This window comes from Clostridium sp. M62/1, from assembly GCF_020736365.1.
Taxonomy (GTDB): domain Bacteria; phylum Bacillota; class Clostridia; order Lachnospirales; family Lachnospiraceae; genus Otoolea; species Otoolea saccharolyticum_A.
The window spans coordinates 1,606,089-1,621,778 of the sequence record NZ_CP085988.1; the positions used below are offsets into that span (position 1 = coordinate 1,606,089).

Here is a 15,690-nt window from a genome sequence, read left to right on the forward strand (position 1 = left end):
CCGGGCAGATGACTGCGAGGAAGTGAGATATGAGCCGTACAACGAGGGAAATCAACCGGGTGACGGGAACTGTGATTAATGTATCGCTGAAGCTGATTCTGCTGGCCCTTGTGTGCATCCTGATGTATGAGGGGGTCACCAGAGGATACAGCTTCGGCCACGAAATTTTCGACCCGACGCCTATGGAAAGCGGGGAGGGAACTGCAAAGCAGGTGACGGTGGAGGACGGCATGTCCGTCATGGAAACGGGAAGGCTCCTGGAGGAAAAAGGGCTGATACAGGACGCGTACGTCTTTCTGATCGAATCCATCCTCTATGAATATGAGATCCAGCCGGGTACCTATACCTTCCGCACCACCCAGACTTCCATGGAGATTTTACAGATGCTGAGCGAGGGGCCAAAGGCAGAGGAAACGGGAGAGGAGGAGGCATCATGATCGTAAATGAGCGGATCACCTCCTATCTTCACTCCCTGGATCAGGGAAACGGCGCCCTTCTCGACTCAATCGAGGAGGAGGCAGTGAGGGGCCGTGTTCCCATTATCAGGAAGGAAACGGCGGCTCTCTTAAAGACCTTAGTGGCCATGAAACGCCCGGAAAATATCCTGGAGGTGGGAACAGCGGTGGGGTACTCTGCCCTGCTGATGAGCCGCGTGATGCCTGAGGACTGCCATATCACAACCATAGAAAAATATGAAAAGCGCCTTCCGGTGGCCAGGGATAATTTCAGAAAGGCCGGCATGGAGGACAGGATTACTCTTCTGGAAGGGGATGCGGAGGAATTTCTGCAGACTCTGAAGGGGCCGTACGATTTTATCTTTATGGATGCAGCCAAGGGCCAGTACCTTCACTGGCTGCCTATGATACTAAGGCTGCTTCCCCAGGGAGGCGTGCTGGTTTCTGACAATGTACTTCAGGACGGAGATCTGATTGAGTCGCGATACGCGGTGGAGCGAAGAAACAGAACGATTCACGCCAGGATGCGGGAGTATCTGTACACACTGACCCATATGGAGGAGTTTGAGACCTCTGTGATCCCCATCGGTGACGGGGTGACGGTCAGCGTAAAGCGGCGGCAGGGGGCAGAACCGGTGCACCCGGAGGCTTTGAAACGAAATGAAAATGAATCAGAGGAAAAATAGATGAGAAAACGGGAGCTTTTAATTCCGGCCGGAAGTCTGGATGTGCTGAAAACAGCTGTTATTTACGGGGCTGACGCCGTCTACATCGGAGGCGAGGCCTTCGGACTTCGGGCAAAAGCGAAAAATTTTACAACTGAGGATATGAAAGAGGGAATTGCCTTTGCCCACGAGCGGGGGGTGAAGGTCTATGTCACAGCCAATATTCTGGCTCACAATGAGGATCTGGCAGGTGTGGAGCAGTATTTTGAGGAGCTTAGGGAAATCAGGCCGGATGCCCTCATTATCTCCGATCCGGGAGTCTTTGCCATTGCGAGAAGGATTCTGCCGGACATGGAGATCCACATCAGCACCCAGGCCAACAATACGAACTACGAAACCTTCCTGTTCTGGTACGGGCTCGGGGCAAAGCGGGTGGTAACAGCCAGGGAGCTCTCCCTTGAGGAGATCCGCCAGATCCGTGACAGGATCCCAGAGGATATGGAAATCGAGAGCTTCATCCATGGAGCCATGTGCATTTCCTACTCCGGCCGCTGCCTCTTAAGCAACTATTTTGTCGGAAGAGATGCCAACCAGGGAGCCTGCACCCATCCCTGCCGCTGGAAATATTCGGTGGTGGAGGAAACGAGGCCGGGAGAGTACCTTCCGGTCTATGAAAATGAGAGGGGAACCTTTATTTTCAACTCCAAGGATCTGTGCATGATTGAGCATATTCCGGAGATGATTGAGGCGGGCATTGACAGCTTCAAGATTGAGGGGCGGATGAAGACGGCTCTCTATGTGGCCACAGTGGCCCGCACCTACAGAAAGGCCATTGACGATTACCTGGAAAGCCCGGAAAAATACCGGGAAAATATGGAGTGGTACAAGGCTGAGATTGGAAAATGTACCTACCGTGAATTTACGACGGGATTTTATTTCCACAAGCCAGAATCAGACGCCCAGATTTATGACAGCAACACCTATGTGAAAAACTACACCTACATCGGAACGGTGGAGGAAGTCTGCGGGGACGGCAGCTTCCTCATGGAGCAGAAAAACAAGTTTTCAGTGGGAGAATCCATCGAAATTATGAAGCCGGACGGGCGGAATATCCCTGTTTCAGTGGAAGAGATCTGCGATGAGGAGGGTGTGCAGATGGAAAGCGCGCCTCACCCAAAACAGAGGCTTAAGGTAAGGCTTTCTGTTTCACCGGAGCCGTATGATATTTTGAGAAGAAGCGAACATAATGAGGATGAAGAGGGAAGGACACAGGCCGGCCAGTAGCCGGTTTCTGAGCCGCTCTCATCCGGCTTGGGGGATGCGAAATGGCAGGACTGCCGGTTTTGCACCCCTTTTTTACCCATTTGAAGGAAGGCGTCCCGGAACGGACGGCAGGGAAACGAAGGAGGAAGGATCATGACCGTGATACTGGAAGCGGCGGCAGGGCTCTGCCTTTTATATTATGGAGGGATTGTGCTTTCCACAGGATTTTCTGTCTCATTTTCCCTGTTCTGGCCGTTTTGTGCGGCGCTCTTTGGATTTCTGGCCGCCGGCAGACACTATTATCTGAATCACAGGGAAGAGATTCCCGTCTGGCCTTTGGTGTCGGCGGTGACAGTTCTGGGGGCGGCTGCAGCTGTGATTGCTGTGGTTCTGGTGCTCATCGGAACAGGAATTTTAACCTCCACCAAAAAGAGCATGGATTATGTCATTGTGCTGGGAGCAAAGGTAAATGGAACTGAGCCCAGCAATTCTCTCAAAAAGAGGCTCGATCGGGCGATTGACTATGCGGAGAACAACCCCAATACCTTTCTGGTGCTGTCCGGCGGGCAGGGGAAGGACGAGGAGATCGCGGAGGCAGAGGTCATGTATGAGTATCTGAGGTACAACGGTGTGCCGGAAACCCAGCTTCTTTTGGAAACCCGCTCTACTAATACCAGGGAGAATATCAGGTACAGCCTGGAGGTTATCCGCAGCCAGGAGCAGTGGAAGGAAAGGGTGTTCCAGCAGATTTTCAAGGAGGTGGGGGAGAATGCCTACGCACCCGGCGACGAGCTGGATTCCATTCACATCGGCATTCTGACCAGTGATTTTCACCTGTTTCGGGCCAAGGCAATCGCGAAGAAACAGGGGGTCAGAAATGTCTATGGAATTTCGGCTCCGTCCGATCCGCTTCTGATTCCGAATCTGTGGCTCCGCGAGTGCTTTGCCATATTAAAAGACAAATTTATGGGAAATATATAAATGAAAATAAACGCGATGTATATAAACGGCGATCGGACAATAAAAATAGCTCATAAAAATGACTCATAAAAGTGATTCATAAGAAGGCAAATAAATCAGGAAAGGAAGATAGCATGAAAAAAGTCAGTGAGTTGGAGGCATACCGCCTCATAACTGAAAAGCAGGTAAAAGAGCTGAACTCAGAAGGGTATATTCTGGAGCACAAAAAGACGGGTGCCAGAATTTTCCTTCTGTCCAATGACGATGAGAACAAGGTATTCTGCATCGGCTTCAGGACTCCTCCGGCAGACAGCACGGGAGTTGCCCATATCCTGGAGCACAGCGTACTCTGCGGTTCTGAAAAATTCCCCGTAAAGGATCCCTTTGTGGAGCTGGTGAAGGGTTCCCTGAACACCTTCCTGAATGCTATGACCTATCCGGACAAGACGGTTTACCCGGTGGCCAGCTGCAATGAGAAGGATTTCCAGAACCTGATGGACGTCTACATGGACGCTGTGCTTCACCCAAATATCTACCGTGAGGAAAAGATCTTCCGCCAGGAGGGCTGGCATTACGAGATGGAGACAGAGGACAGTCCTTTAACTTTAAACGGAGTGGTTTACAATGAGATGAAGGGAGCCTTTTCCTCCCCGGAGAGTGTTCTGGATCGGTATACGAGAAACGTCCTGTTTCCGGACACCTGCTACGGCAATGAGTCCGGCGGCGATCCGGCGGTGATCCCGCAGCTTTCCTATGAGGATTTTTTAAACTTCCACAGAACCTATTACCATCCCTCCAACAGCTACATCTACCTCTACGGAGATATGGATATGGCAGAGAAGCTGGAATGGCTGGACCGGGAGTACCTGTCCAAGTACGACAGACAGCCGGCAGACTCAGAGATCAGGAAACAGAAGGCCTTTGACGCGCCGGTAGAGAGGGAGATTTTCTATCCCATCACAGAGGGTGAGTCAGGGGAGCATGCAACCTACCTTTCTGTCACATCCCTGGCGGGAGAGGGACTGAATCCCATCCACTATCTGGCCTTCCAGGTGCTGGAGTATGTCCTCATCGACGCCCCCGGAGCGCCCCTAAAGACAGAGCTTCTGAATGCGGGAATCGGACAGGATATTCTCGGAGGATATGAAAACGGAATTCTGCAGCCCTATTTCTCCGTTATCGCAAAGGATGCAGACAGAGACCAGAAGGGCGAGTTTCTGGCCGTAGTGGAGGGAACGCTGCGCAGACTGGCCGATCAGGGGCTGAATCAGAAGAGCCTGCTTGCGGGAATCAACTACTATGAGTTCCGCTGCAGGGAGGCAGACTTCGGTTCTGCGCCAAAAGGGCTTATGTACGGCCTTCAGTGCCTGGACAGCTGGCTCTACGGCGGAGATCCGCTGATGCATCTGGAGTACGGGGAGAGCTTTGACTTTCTCAAAAAAGCGGCGAAAGAGGGATATTTTGAGGAGCTGATTCGGACGTATCTTCTGGACAATCCTTCCTCAGCTGTGGTCCTGGTAAGTCCGAGAAAAAATATGACCGCAGAGGAGGACAGGAAGCTGGCAGAGCGGCTGGCCGCCTACAGGGAGAGCCTGACAGATGAGGAGAGGGCCCATATTGTCAGGGCTACCAGGGAGCTTAAGGAGTATCAGGATACCCCGTCCCCCAAGGAGGATCTGGAGAAGATTCCTCTGCTTCGCAGGGAGGACATCGAGAGGGAACCGGAGAGACTGGTGTTAAGCGTCAGGGAGGAAGAGGGAACGAAGGTGCTGTTCCATGACCTGTTCACCTCAGGGATCGGGTATCTGCGCCTTCTCTTTGACACCAGCCGTGTTCCTGCAGAGGATATGGCCTATGTGGGGCTTTTGAAATCCGTTCTCGGCTATGTGAGTACGGAGAACTACAGCTACAGCGAGCTGGCAGACGAGATTAACTTAAACAGCGGCGGCGTAAACTTCAGCGTGCTCTCCTACCCTTCACTGGAAAACAGCGATGATTTTACCGGAATGTTTGCAGCCAGCGTGAGAGTCCTCTGCGAGAAGCTGGATTTCGGATTCTCCATTCTGGGAGAGATTCTGAAAACCTCTGTGTTTGACGATACAAAGCGCCTGTCAGAGATCATCAACGAGACAAAATCCAGGGCACAGATGCGGTTAAACGCTTCCGGCCATTCGGCGGCAGTGACGAGGGGTACGTCCTACTTCTCCGCGGCCTCTGCCTACAATGATGTGACAGGCGGAATCGCCTACTACCAGTTCTTAGAGGACCTGGCCAGGAATTTCGAGGAGAAGAAGGAGGAGATTGCCGGAAAGCTCAGAAAAACGGCAGAAAGACTCTTTACCTCTGACAATATGACGGTGAGCTTTACGGCAGACAGCAAAGGGTATGAGAAGATGAAGGCCCCTCTGAAACAGCTGAAGGAAATGCTGCCTGAAACAGGAGAGGAGAGATATTCCTTTACTGCTGCAAAGGAAAACAGGAATGAGGGCTTTATGACCTCCTCCCAGGTCAACTATGTGGCCAGATGCGGCACCTTTGCCGGAAGCGGATACAGATACACGGGAGCCTTAAAGACCTTAAAGGTAATTCTCGGCTATGACTATCTGTGGCTGAATGTCCGCGTCAAGGGAGGAGCCTACGGCGTGATGAACGGAGCGGGCAGGACAGGAGAGGGATATTTCGTTTCCTACCGGGATCCAAACCTCAGAGAGACGGACAGAGTCTACGAGGGAATTGTCAAATATCTGGAGGAATTTGACGCCGATGAGAGAGATATGACGAAATACGTCATCGGAACTATCAGTGACCTGGATGTTCCCCTTCTTCCACAGTATAAGGGAAGCAAGGCAGATTCCGCCTATTTCTCCAAAGTTACTGACGAGATGCTGAAGAAAGAGCGGGAGGAAATCCTGAATGTGACAAAGGAAGACATTCGCGCTCTGGCTCCGATTATCCGGCAGATCTTAAATACAGGCAGCTTCTGCGTGATCGGAAATGCGGAGAAGATTCAGGCGGAGAGAGAAATGTTCGGAGAGATAAAAAATCTGTTTAACTGACAAAACGGACAAAGGAGAAATCATGGAGCAGAAATTCAAATCGGGCTTTGTGACGCTGATCGGACGGCCCAATGTGGGAAAATCCACCCTCATGAACCATCTGATCGGGCAGAAAATTGCCATCACATCGGATAAGCCCCAGACCACGAGAAACAGGATCCAGACGGTCTACACGGATGAGAGGGGACAGATTATTTTCCTGGATACCCCAGGAATCCACAAGGCGAAAAACAAGCTGGGAGAATATATGGTGAGTGTGGCTGAGCACACCCTTAAGGAGGTGGACGTCATTCTCTGGCTGGTGGAGCCCACCACCTTCATCGGAGCCGGGGAACGCCACATTGCGGAGCAGCTAAAGAAGGTGAAAACGCCGGTGATCCTGGTGATCAACAAGACGGATACCATCAAAAACAAGGAAGATATTCTCACCTTTATCGCGGCCTATAAGGATATATGCGAGTTTGCCGAGATCATTCCGGCCTCAGCCCTGAAGGAGAAAAATATTGACGCCGTGAAGGACTGTATTTTTAAATACCTGCCGGAGGGACCTCAGTTCTATGACGAGGATACGGTGACGGATCAGCCCATGCGCCAGATTGCCGCAGAGCTGATCCGGGAGAAGGCTCTGCGGATGCTGGACGACGAGATCCCCCACGGGATCGCCGTGACCATCGAGCGGATGACAGAGCGGAAAAACGGGATGATCGATATTGAGGCCACCATTGTCTGCGAGAGGGATTCCCACAAGGGAATTATCATCGGAAAGGGCGGAAGCATGTTAAAGAAAATCGGGACTGCCGCCAGGATGGAGATTGGCAACCTGATGGACACCCAGGTAAACTTAAAGCTCTGGGTAAAGGTCAGAAAGGAGTGGAGAGACAGCGATCTCTTCATGAAGAATTACGGATATAATCCGAAGGATATTTAGTGTGCCGTAAGCCCGGAGCTGACTTTTTTGCATTTCAGGGCGAAGGGGAAGGAGGTGAAAAAACGTGCGGGAACTCATTCAGGCCACAGGGATGGTGATCAGTGCCTCTCCGGTGGGGGACTATGACAAGCGTCTGGTCATTCTGACAAAGGAGAGGGGAAAGATCACCTGCTTTGCGAGAGGGGCCAAGCGGGCGGCCAGCCAGCTGCGGGCTCCGTGCAGGCCGTTTGTGTTCGGCGTTTTTTCACTGACAGAGGGGAGGGACGCCTATAACCTCTATGGGGCGGAGGTGGAAAACTACTTTGATGAGCTGGCGTCAGATATGGAGTGCGCCTGCTACGCCTCCTACTTTGCGGAGTTTGCGGGATATTACGGCCGTGAGAACGTGGATGAGTCAGAGACCATCCGCCTTCTCTACCAGTCGTTCCGGGCGCTTTTAAAGCCGGCGATTCCCAACAGGCTGGTGAGGCGCATCTTTGAGCTGAGGCTCATGGCTATCCAGGGGGAGTACCGGGAGGCGCCTGACAGGAAGATCAGCGACTCCGCCCTCTATGCCTGGCAGTTTGTGATCTCCACGCCTATTGAAAAGCTGTATACCTTTCTTCTGACCGAACCAGTGTTTGAGGAATTTGCCCGCTGTGTGGAGGACAACAAGAGAAGGTATGTGGACAGGGAATTCCGGTCACTGGAAATTCTCCGGGTGGTTACATAGACGGCTGCCGGCGATTGCAGAAAATCTGTGCAGGATATTGAAAATATGGAATAAAACGGGTATACTAAAACAATATTGCAGCAAAGTGCGGGAACAGGCCGGCTTGCTGCGAAGATTGCAGGAGGGCAGAATATGAAAAAAGCCAGGCTGATGCTTGCGGCTACGGCCGCGGGGATTCTTCTGGCCGGATGCTCGGCCGGCGGCGCAGGCTCCTTCTCACCGGACAGGAGCTGTGTCTATATCACCTCCGACGGTGATATAAAGAGCGCGCTGGTCCTGGAAACAGAGGAAACCTTTGAGGCAGATGCAGATGAGCTTAGGGAGTTTCTGGAATCGGCGGTAGAGCGGTTCAATGAAAAGACCGGCGGCTCAGAGGGGGAGGAAGTCCCCGTATCTCTTGATTCCTGTTCTGTGCAGGACGGGGAAATGACAGCCGTATTCGGTTACAGGAGCGCGGCGGATCTGATTGCATTCAGACAGAGTGATGAAAATGAGGACACCAGCAATTCCTTTACATCCATAGAGGTGAAAAGCGCGGCGGATGCGGGAACGGCCGGCTGGCTGGCCGGAGAGTTTCAGACCGCGGACGGAAAGGCAGTGTCAGGCCTTGATATTACAAAGGAGCAGAAGGCTCTGGCGGTCAATGTCCAGGGCGGCGGCGTTCTGGAAACAGAAGGGCAGGTGCTCTATATGAGTAACGGTGTGGAAACAATCAGCGACACAGCAGTGACAGTTCCGGAGGGACAGACATCAGTTGTCGTGTTTACAACAAAATAGCGCAGAAATAGGAGGATTTATTATGGAAAAGACGATGGAGAAGATTGTAGCGCTGGCGAAGTCCAGAGGATTTGTGTACCCGGGCTCCGAGATTTACGGCGGCCTTGCCAACACCTGGGACTATGGAAACCTGGGTGTTGAGCTTAAAAACAATGTAAAAAAAGCCTGGTGGCAGAAATTCGTGCAGGAGAGTCCATACAATGTGGGCGTTGACTGCGCCATTCTGATGAACTCCCAGACATGGGTGGCTTCCGGCCACTTAGGCGGCTTCTCCGATCCGCTGATGGACTGCAAGTCCTGCAAGGAGAGATTCCGCGCCGACAAGCTGATTGAGGACTACATGGCTGCCAACAATATCGAGATGGAGGGCTCCGTGGACGGATGGTCCCAGGAGGAGATGAAGCAGTATATTGACGATCACAATATCTGCTGCCCAAGCTGCGGCAAGCATGATTTTACAGACATCCGTCAGTTCAACCTGATGTTCAAGACCTTCCAGGGCGTAACGGAGGATGCGAAGAATACTGTATATTTAAGACCGGAGACTGCTCAGGGTATTTTTGTAAACTTTAAGAATGTTCAGAGAACCTCCAGAAAGAAGATCCCCTTCGGCATCGGCCAGATCGGAAAATCCTTCCGAAACGAGATTACTCCAGGAAACTTTACCTTCCGCACCAGAGAGTTTGAGCAGATGGAGCTGGAATTTTTCTGCGAGCCAGGCACGGATCTGGAGTGGTTTGCATACTGGAAGGAATTCTGCATCAACTGGTTAAAGACTCTTGGAATCAAGGATGACGAGATGCGCGCCAGAGATCACTCTCCGGAGGAGCTCTGCTTCTACAGCAAGGCAACCACAGACCTGGAGTTCCTGTTCCCCTTCGGCTGGGGTGAGCTCTGGGGAATTGCCGACAGAACTGATTACGACCTGACCCAGCACCAGAATACCTCCGGCCAGGATATGACCTACTTTGACGATGAGAAGAAGGAGAAATATATTCCTTATGTTATTGAGCCGTCACTGGGAGCTGACCGCGTGACACTGGCCTTCCTCTGCTCTGCCTACGACGAGGAGGAGATCGGAGAGGGAGATGTGAGAACCGTGCTTCACTTCCATCCGGCCATCGCTCCGGTCAAGATCGGCGTGCTGCCTCTGTCCAAGAAGTTAAACGAGGGCGCAGAGAAGGTTTATGCAGAACTCTCCAAGTATTACAACTGCGAGTTTGACGACAGAGGAAACATCGGAAAGAGATACAGAAGACAGGACGAGATCGGAACTCCGTTCTGCGTAACCTACGACTTTGACTCTGAGACAGACGGTGCAGTGACTGTCAGGGATCGCGATACCATGGAGCAGGTGAGAATCCCGATTGCAGAGCTGAAGAACTATTTTGAGGATAAGTTCCGCTTCTAAGCGGTGAGGTCTGTCTGCCTGGTCTGTCAGAAAGACAGCCAGTGAGACAACAGAAAAAAAGGAAAGAGCGTGCCGCTCAACCATCAATTACATCATAGAATTGATGGCTGAGCGGCATTTTTGCGTGCATTTCTCCCAGTCTGCTGCAGTCATCTCCCAATCTCCCATATGGCTGAACAGAAAATAATACTTTTTGCTCTCACTTAAAGCTGACTTAAGTTTTTTAAAGCTGATTTAAGTTTGACTCTGTAAGATAGTAAAAAATAAGAAATCACAGTTTCTGCCCCGGAGCCGGAACACTCTGAGCGGCAGAGAGGAAAGATGGAGAAGACAGAGAGACAGGATGGTGAAGAGATGAACAGACAGTGCATAGCAGGTTTTATGGCGGTGGTATCGGCAGCTTCCGTATTGACTCCCATAACCGCGGAGGCGTCGTCCAATTACAGTATGAGAAAAAAAGTGGTGGTGGCCGCCGGGATTATGCGGGAGACCTCTGACGACAGCGCTCCGGTTACAAGGGCGCAGTTTGCCGAGATGCTGGTCAAGGCATCCACCCTCAGAAGCAGCGTCAGCGGGGACAACAATGTTTCGGTTTTTGCAGATGTGGACCGGAACAGCGAGTATGCCTCCTATATCAGAGTGGCGGCAGAGCAGGGATGGATGAGCGGCTATCTGGGAGGAAACTTCAGGCCGGATCAGCCTGTCACCATGCAGGAGGCCGTGGGTGCTGTCCTGATGCTTCTGGGATATACGGATGAAGATTTTTCGGGAAATATCATGTCAAACAGAATGGCGAAGGCTACGTATCTGGAGCTGGACGACGGAATCGGAAAGGCGGCGGCCAACAGCCTGGACCGGTATGACTGTGTGAATCTGTTTTACAACCTGCTTAAGACAAACAAAAAAGAGTATGAGGGACAGGAGGAGACAAGCAGCACGGTATACGCTTCCGTTCTCGACTTTTCCCTCACCTCAGACGGAGAGATCAATCCGCTGGAGGCGCTGGAGAGCAAGCTGAAAGGCCCTTACGCCATGGCAGACAGAACTTTTGCCGGGATCCTGCCCTTTTCCACCTCAAAGGCCTCCTTCTACCTGGACGGTGAATCGGCTTCCAAGGATGATATTGAGGAGGAGGCAGTTGTCATTTACTACAACTCCGCGACACGGGCCGTATACGGATACTCAGAGAGCGGAAACGGCCAAAGAGGAGCGACGGAGGGAGAGCTGGAGGCAGTTTACTACAGCTCCTCCGATGTGATGATTCCCACCTCCATTGTAGTGGATGGGACGGAGTACGAGCTGGCCACCTCTGATATGCAGTTCGCATTTTCCGTCTATGGAGAGCTGGAGATAGGAGATACCATAACGGTTATCTGGGAGAATAAAAACAGTTCTGATTCTGAGGATGAGGACAGTCTGGAATATCAGCTGATTGACTATATTGACTAGCAGGAGCGTGGAGTGGAATGAAACAGTTAGTTCCCAAGCAAATGAAAATGCGGATTCGAAAGAACTGGAAGAGAATTGCCGCCGTGTCCGGACTGATTCTGGCAGCAGCCGTCCTCTCTGCGGTCTGGAAATTATCGGAGAGCGGGGAAACAGAGGAAAGCGCAGTCAGCACAGGGAAGGTGACGAGACAGGACATTGTTTCTACCCTTTCGGCGTCAGGGACTCTCGAGCCAAAGGACACCTACAGCATTACCTCCATGGCGGAGGGGGAGGTGGTGGAAGCCTCCTTTGAGGAAGGAGATCAGGTGACGGAAGGGCAGGTGCTCTACCGGATCGACGCTTCGTCTATGGAGTCCAGGCTCCAGTCCGCCTCCAATGATGTGGAGCGGGCCCAGGACAGCTATGACACGGCTGTGAGCGATTACAATGAGGCGGCCTCCAGGTACAGCGGAAATACCTACAAAGCAGAAAAGGCAGGATACATAAAAACTCTGTACATTGAGGCGGGGGATAAAGTGTCCTCCAACACCCAGATTGCAGACATCTATAATGACAGTGTAATGAAAGTGAGGATACCATTTTTAAACACAGAGGCGGCTCAGATCCCAGAGGGAGCCCAGGCGGTTCTGACGCTGAGCAGTACCGCAGAACAGATTTCCGGTACTGTCACAGGGGTCAGCAGTATGGATGAGGCGCTCACAGGAGGGAGGCTGATCCGATATGTCACCATAGAGGTGGAAAATCCGGGAGGCCTGAGCAGTTCGGTAGCGGCCACTGCCCAGGTGGGGGAATTTTATTCCAGCGGAGACGGAACATTTGAGCCGTCCGTGGACACGGTGCTGGTGGCAGATCTGCCTCAGAGTGTGGAGGTGGCGGGACTGCTGGTGCAGGAGGGCGACCTTGTGAGCGTGGGAACCCCTCTTTTCTCCATGACCTCTGATTCGGCAAAGAAGCTCCTGCAGTCCTACAAGGATTCCATGGATACGGCCCAGTCACAGCTTGAATCCGCTCAGTCCAGCCTGGATTCCACTCAGGAAAGCTATGATGATTACACAATCACAGCGCCAATATCCGGGACGGTCATCACAAAGAGCGTCAAGGTGGGAGACAAGATTCAAAACGGCTCCAGCGCCTCCACTCTGGCGGTGATCTATGATCTCTCCGCACTGACCTTCCAGATAAATATTGACGAGCTGGATATCAGTCAGGTGGAGGAAGGGCAGGAGGTGGAGATTCAGGCAGATGCCTTTGAGGGGGAAACCTTCAGCGGGACAGTGACGAATGTGAGTATGGAGGGGACCAGCTCCAACGGTGTGACCTACTATCCTGTCACCGTCACGCTAAATGAGTCAGGAAGTCTTCTTCCCGGCATGAATGTGGATGGGACAATTATCACAGCTTCGGCAGAACAGGTCCTTTCAGTACCCTCCGGCGCCCTGCAGAGGGGGAATGCAGTCTATGTGAAGGACGACAGTGCAGAGGAATCCCAGGGTCCTGTTCCGGCAGGCTTTAAGCAGGTTCAGGTGGAAACGGGGCTTATCAGCTCTGACTATGTGGAGATTGTCTCCGGTGATCTGGAAGAAGGAGATGAGGTCTATGTATCCTCTGATACCCAGGAGAGCGCTCAGCAGCCGGCAGATGTACCGGGAGGAATGAACGGTATGGGCGGAGGCGGCTTTGAGGGAGGCGGCTTCGGAGGAGGCGGCATGGAAGGCGGCCCTGGCGGCGGCAGGCAGAGATAGAGGAAGCAGGCCGGACATGGCATGGCAGAAGAAAGGTGCGCAAAGATGGACAGAGTACCGTTAATTGAACTGAGAAATATCTATAAAATCTATCAGATGGGCAGCACAGAGGTGAGAGCCAACGATGGGATCAGTCTGAACATTTACAGAGGAGAGTTTGTGGCGATCGTGGGGAAATCAGGAAGCGGGAAATCCACTCTGATGAACATTATAGGAGCTCTCGATGTGCCTACAGAGGGGAAATATTTTCTGGGAGGGGAGGACGTGTCACATATGAGTGACGATCAGCTGGCTGAGATAAGGAATAAAACCATAGGATTTATCTTCCAGCAGTACAACCTGCTGCCAAAAGACAGCCTTCTGGAAAATGTGGAGCTGCCCCTCCTCTATGCCGGTGTCCCAAAGGAAGAGCGAAGACAGCGGGCCATGCAGGCTCTTAGGCGGGTGGGACTGGAGGATAAGTGGAAGAACAGGCCGAAACAGCTTTCAGGAGGACAGCAGCAGAGAGTATCCATCGCCAGAGCCCTGGCCGGGAACCCTTCTCTGATTCTGGCCGATGAGCCTACCGGTGCGCTGGACTCAAGGACCAGCCGGGAAGTGCTGGATTTTCTGAAGGAGCTGAACCAGGAGGGAAATACTATTGTGATTATCACTCATGACAGCTCTATCGCCCTGGAGGCTAAGCGGGTGGTGCGGATTAAAGACGGAAAAATAAATTTTGACGGGGATGTGAAAGAATATGCGGCAGTCCTTTCATCTGGCGATAAAAAGTATATGGAGCAATAAGATGCGCTCTGCTCTGACCATGCTTGGAATCATCATCGGAGTGGCGGCCGTGATTATTCTGGTCGGTCTGGTCAACGGGCAGATGTCCTATATGACGGAGAGCTTTTCTGATATGGGAACGGATCAGGTTACGGTGAATCTGGTGAATTTGAGCACCCGCTCTGTATCGGATGAGGAGATGTATGAGTTTTACGAGGAAAACAGGGAGTATTTCGGGGAAATGTCCCCTTCCGTATCTGTTCAGGGAACTGTCAAGGCGGGGAATGACTCGTTTACCTCCACCTCCGTCACAGGAGTCAGTGAGGAGTTCCTGGATCTGAAGCATCAGGAACTTGCAGCAGGGCGGTTTATCCAGTATTCGGATCTGATTTCCAGGCAGAAGATCTGCGTTATCGGAAGCTATCTGGCCCAGGAACTGTACGGGGGCAGCGACAGGGCTTTAGGTGAAACAATCAAGGTCAACGGGGAGGCCTATGAGATTGTGGGCTGTGTTGAACGGCAGGCAGGAGAGGGGGAAGAGATGGAGGAAGGAGGGAGCGATGATACCCTTTACCTGCCCTACACCACAGCAGTGAAGCTGGCCAGAAACGGTCAGATCAACACCTACCTGTTTACGGTCCGGGACACAGGCAGTACAGATACGGTTCGGGAGCTGTTCGACCGCTTTCTCTACCCGGTTTTTAAGGATGAGGATCTCTACTCCATAACTTTTATGAGTGAGATGCTGGATTCACTGAATTCCATGATTGCCATGATGTCTCTGCTGGTAGGCGGGATCGCCGGAATCTCTCTGCTGGTAGCCGGAGTGGGCGTCATGAATATTATGCTGGTGTCCGTGACAGAGCGGACCAGGGAGATCGGGATCCGAAAGTCCCTGGGGGCGAAGCGAAGAACCATTATGCAGCAGTTTGTGATGGAGGCTGCTGTCACGAGCTCCATTGGCGGGCTTCTGGGAATCGGTCTGGGGTGTACCTTAACGGGCTGGATTGGAAAGCTGATGGGGATGGAGGCAGTCCCCACGCCTGCTTCCATCCTGGTATCCTTCGGCGTCTCTATGGGAATCGGGCTTCTGTTCGGCTATATGCCGGCCAGCCGGGCCGCCAGGCTGAACCCCATCGATGCCCTCAGAAGCGATTAGGAGGAGGGCGTGCGCCCTATAAAATCAAAAGGAGAGATGCGTCTTCGTGAGCAAGCTCCCGCGCCGCATCTCTGTCTGTGATTTTGCAGGAGACTTTTAGGGAGCAGTTAAGCCATGCCATTCATCATTTGACGGAGGAACTGAAAAGAGGAAGTGTCAGGCCACGCCCGTCAAATGATTCATGAGGGCGTGCGCCCTATAAAATCAAAAGGAGAGATACGTCTTCGTGAGCAAGCTCCCGCGCCGCATCTCTCCTTTTGATTTTGCATGGCTTAACTGTACAAAATTTGGAAAGATTTGAAGAAAACCCCTTTACTACTTACAAGTTTATGTTATAATATTCACGAA

At 52.2% G+C, this 15,690-nt stretch carries 13 protein-coding genes; all 13 read left to right on the forward strand.

The genetic code is table 11. The features are described 5' to 3' along the window. Nucleotides 1–29: 29 nt before the first annotated feature. Nucleotides 30–437, forward strand: a complete 408-nt coding sequence (locus tag LK436_RS07690) for an endolytic transglycosylase MltG (protein ID WP_008395836.1) — start codon at nt 30–32, stop codon at nt 435–437. Beyond that, nucleotides 434–1,141, forward strand: coding sequence for an O-methyltransferase (locus LK436_RS07695; RefSeq protein ID WP_008395835.1), 708 nt, complete (start codon nt 434–436; stop codon nt 1,139–1,141). The genes LK436_RS07690 and LK436_RS07695 overlap by 4 nt, the downstream gene beginning before the upstream one ends. Next, nucleotides 1,142–2,404, forward strand: a complete 1,263-nt coding sequence (locus LK436_RS07700) for a peptidase U32 family protein (RefSeq protein ID WP_008395834.1) — start codon at nt 1,142–1,144, stop codon at nt 2,402–2,404. 132 nt (nt 2,405–2,536) lie between these two features. Further along, on the forward strand, nt 2,537–3,364 hold the full coding sequence (locus LK436_RS07705; RefSeq protein WP_008395833.1) for a YdcF family protein: 828 nt from the start codon (nt 2,537–2,539) through the stop codon (nt 3,362–3,364). A gap of 113 nt (nt 3,365–3,477) precedes the next feature. Beyond that, nucleotides 3,478–6,399, forward strand: a complete 2,922-nt coding sequence (locus LK436_RS07710; RefSeq protein WP_044930643.1) for an insulinase family protein — start codon at nt 3,478–3,480, stop codon at nt 6,397–6,399. Nucleotides 6,400–6,421: 22 nt separating this feature from the next. Then, on the forward strand, nt 6,422–7,327 hold the full coding sequence (gene era, locus LK436_RS07715; protein WP_008395831.1) for a GTPase Era: 906 nt from the start codon (nt 6,422–6,424) through the stop codon (nt 7,325–7,327). A gap of 64 nt (nt 7,328–7,391) precedes the next feature. Then, nucleotides 7,392–8,039: a DNA repair protein RecO gene (gene recO / locus LK436_RS07720; protein ID WP_008395830.1), complete on the forward strand. Its 648-nt coding sequence runs from the start codon at nt 7,392–7,394 to the stop codon at nt 8,037–8,039. 132 nt (nt 8,040–8,171) lie between these two features. Further along, the gene (locus tag LK436_RS07725; protein WP_044930641.1) at nt 8,172–8,816 is read left to right on the forward strand and encodes a hypothetical protein; all 645 of its coding nucleotides are present in this window, start codon (nt 8,172–8,174) and stop codon (nt 8,814–8,816) included. Between the two features lie 22 nt (nt 8,817–8,838). Next, nucleotides 8,839–10,227: a glycine--tRNA ligase gene (locus LK436_RS07730; protein ID WP_008395827.1), complete on the forward strand. Its 1,389-nt coding sequence runs from the start codon at nt 8,839–8,841 to the stop codon at nt 10,225–10,227. Nucleotides 10,228–10,548: 321 nt separating this feature from the next. Further along, on the forward strand, nt 10,549–11,676 hold the full coding sequence (locus tag LK436_RS07735) for an S-layer homology domain-containing protein (RefSeq protein ID WP_008395826.1): 1,128 nt from the start codon (nt 10,549–10,551) through the stop codon (nt 11,674–11,676). Between the two features lie 17 nt (nt 11,677–11,693). Beyond that, nucleotides 11,694–13,418, forward strand: coding sequence for an efflux RND transporter periplasmic adaptor subunit (locus LK436_RS07740; RefSeq protein WP_008395825.1), 1,725 nt, complete (start codon nt 11,694–11,696; stop codon nt 13,416–13,418). Between the two features lie 21 nt (nt 13,419–13,439). After that, a complete protein-coding gene (locus LK436_RS07745) occupies nt 13,440–14,204 on the forward strand; it encodes an ABC transporter ATP-binding protein (protein WP_008395823.1) in 765 nt (254 codons plus the stop codon). Continuing rightward, nucleotides 14,158–15,342 (forward strand): ABC transporter permease, encoded by a 1,185-nt coding sequence (locus tag LK436_RS07750; RefSeq protein WP_044930639.1) that lies wholly within the window; start codon nt 14,158–14,160, stop codon nt 15,340–15,342. The genes LK436_RS07745 and LK436_RS07750 overlap by 47 nt, the downstream gene beginning before the upstream one ends. The last annotated feature ends 348 nt before the right edge of the window (nt 15,343–15,690 follow it).

Coding starts and splice junctions, on each gene's coding strand:
- LK436_RS07690 (WP_008395836.1), top strand. CDS start 30: ATGAGCCGTACAACGAGGGAAATCAACCGGGTGACGGGAACTGTGATT.
- LK436_RS07695 (WP_008395835.1), top strand. CDS start 434: ATGATCGTAAATGAGCGGATCACCTCCTATCTTCACTCCCTGGATCAG.
- LK436_RS07700 (WP_008395834.1), top strand. CDS start 1,142: ATGAGAAAACGGGAGCTTTTAATTCCGGCCGGAAGTCTGGATGTGCTG.
- LK436_RS07705 (WP_008395833.1), top strand. CDS start 2,537: ATGACCGTGATACTGGAAGCGGCGGCAGGGCTCTGCCTTTTATATTAT.
- LK436_RS07710 (WP_044930643.1), top strand. CDS start 3,478: ATGAAAAAAGTCAGTGAGTTGGAGGCATACCGCCTCATAACTGAAAAG.
- era (WP_008395831.1), top strand. CDS start 6,422: ATGGAGCAGAAATTCAAATCGGGCTTTGTGACGCTGATCGGACGGCCC.
- LK436_RS07725 (WP_044930641.1), top strand. CDS start 8,172: ATGAAAAAAGCCAGGCTGATGCTTGCGGCTACGGCCGCGGGGATTCTT.
- LK436_RS07730 (WP_008395827.1), top strand. CDS start 8,839: ATGGAAAAGACGATGGAGAAGATTGTAGCGCTGGCGAAGTCCAGAGGA.
- LK436_RS07735 (WP_008395826.1), top strand. CDS start 10,549: ATGGAGAAGACAGAGAGACAGGATGGTGAAGAGATGAACAGACAGTGC.
- LK436_RS07740 (WP_008395825.1), top strand. CDS start 11,694: ATGAAACAGTTAGTTCCCAAGCAAATGAAAATGCGGATTCGAAAGAAC.
- LK436_RS07745 (WP_008395823.1), top strand. CDS start 13,440: ATGGCAGAAGAAAGGTGCGCAAAGATGGACAGAGTACCGTTAATTGAA.
- LK436_RS07750 (WP_044930639.1), top strand. CDS start 14,158: ATGCGGCAGTCCTTTCATCTGGCGATAAAAAGTATATGGAGCAATAAG.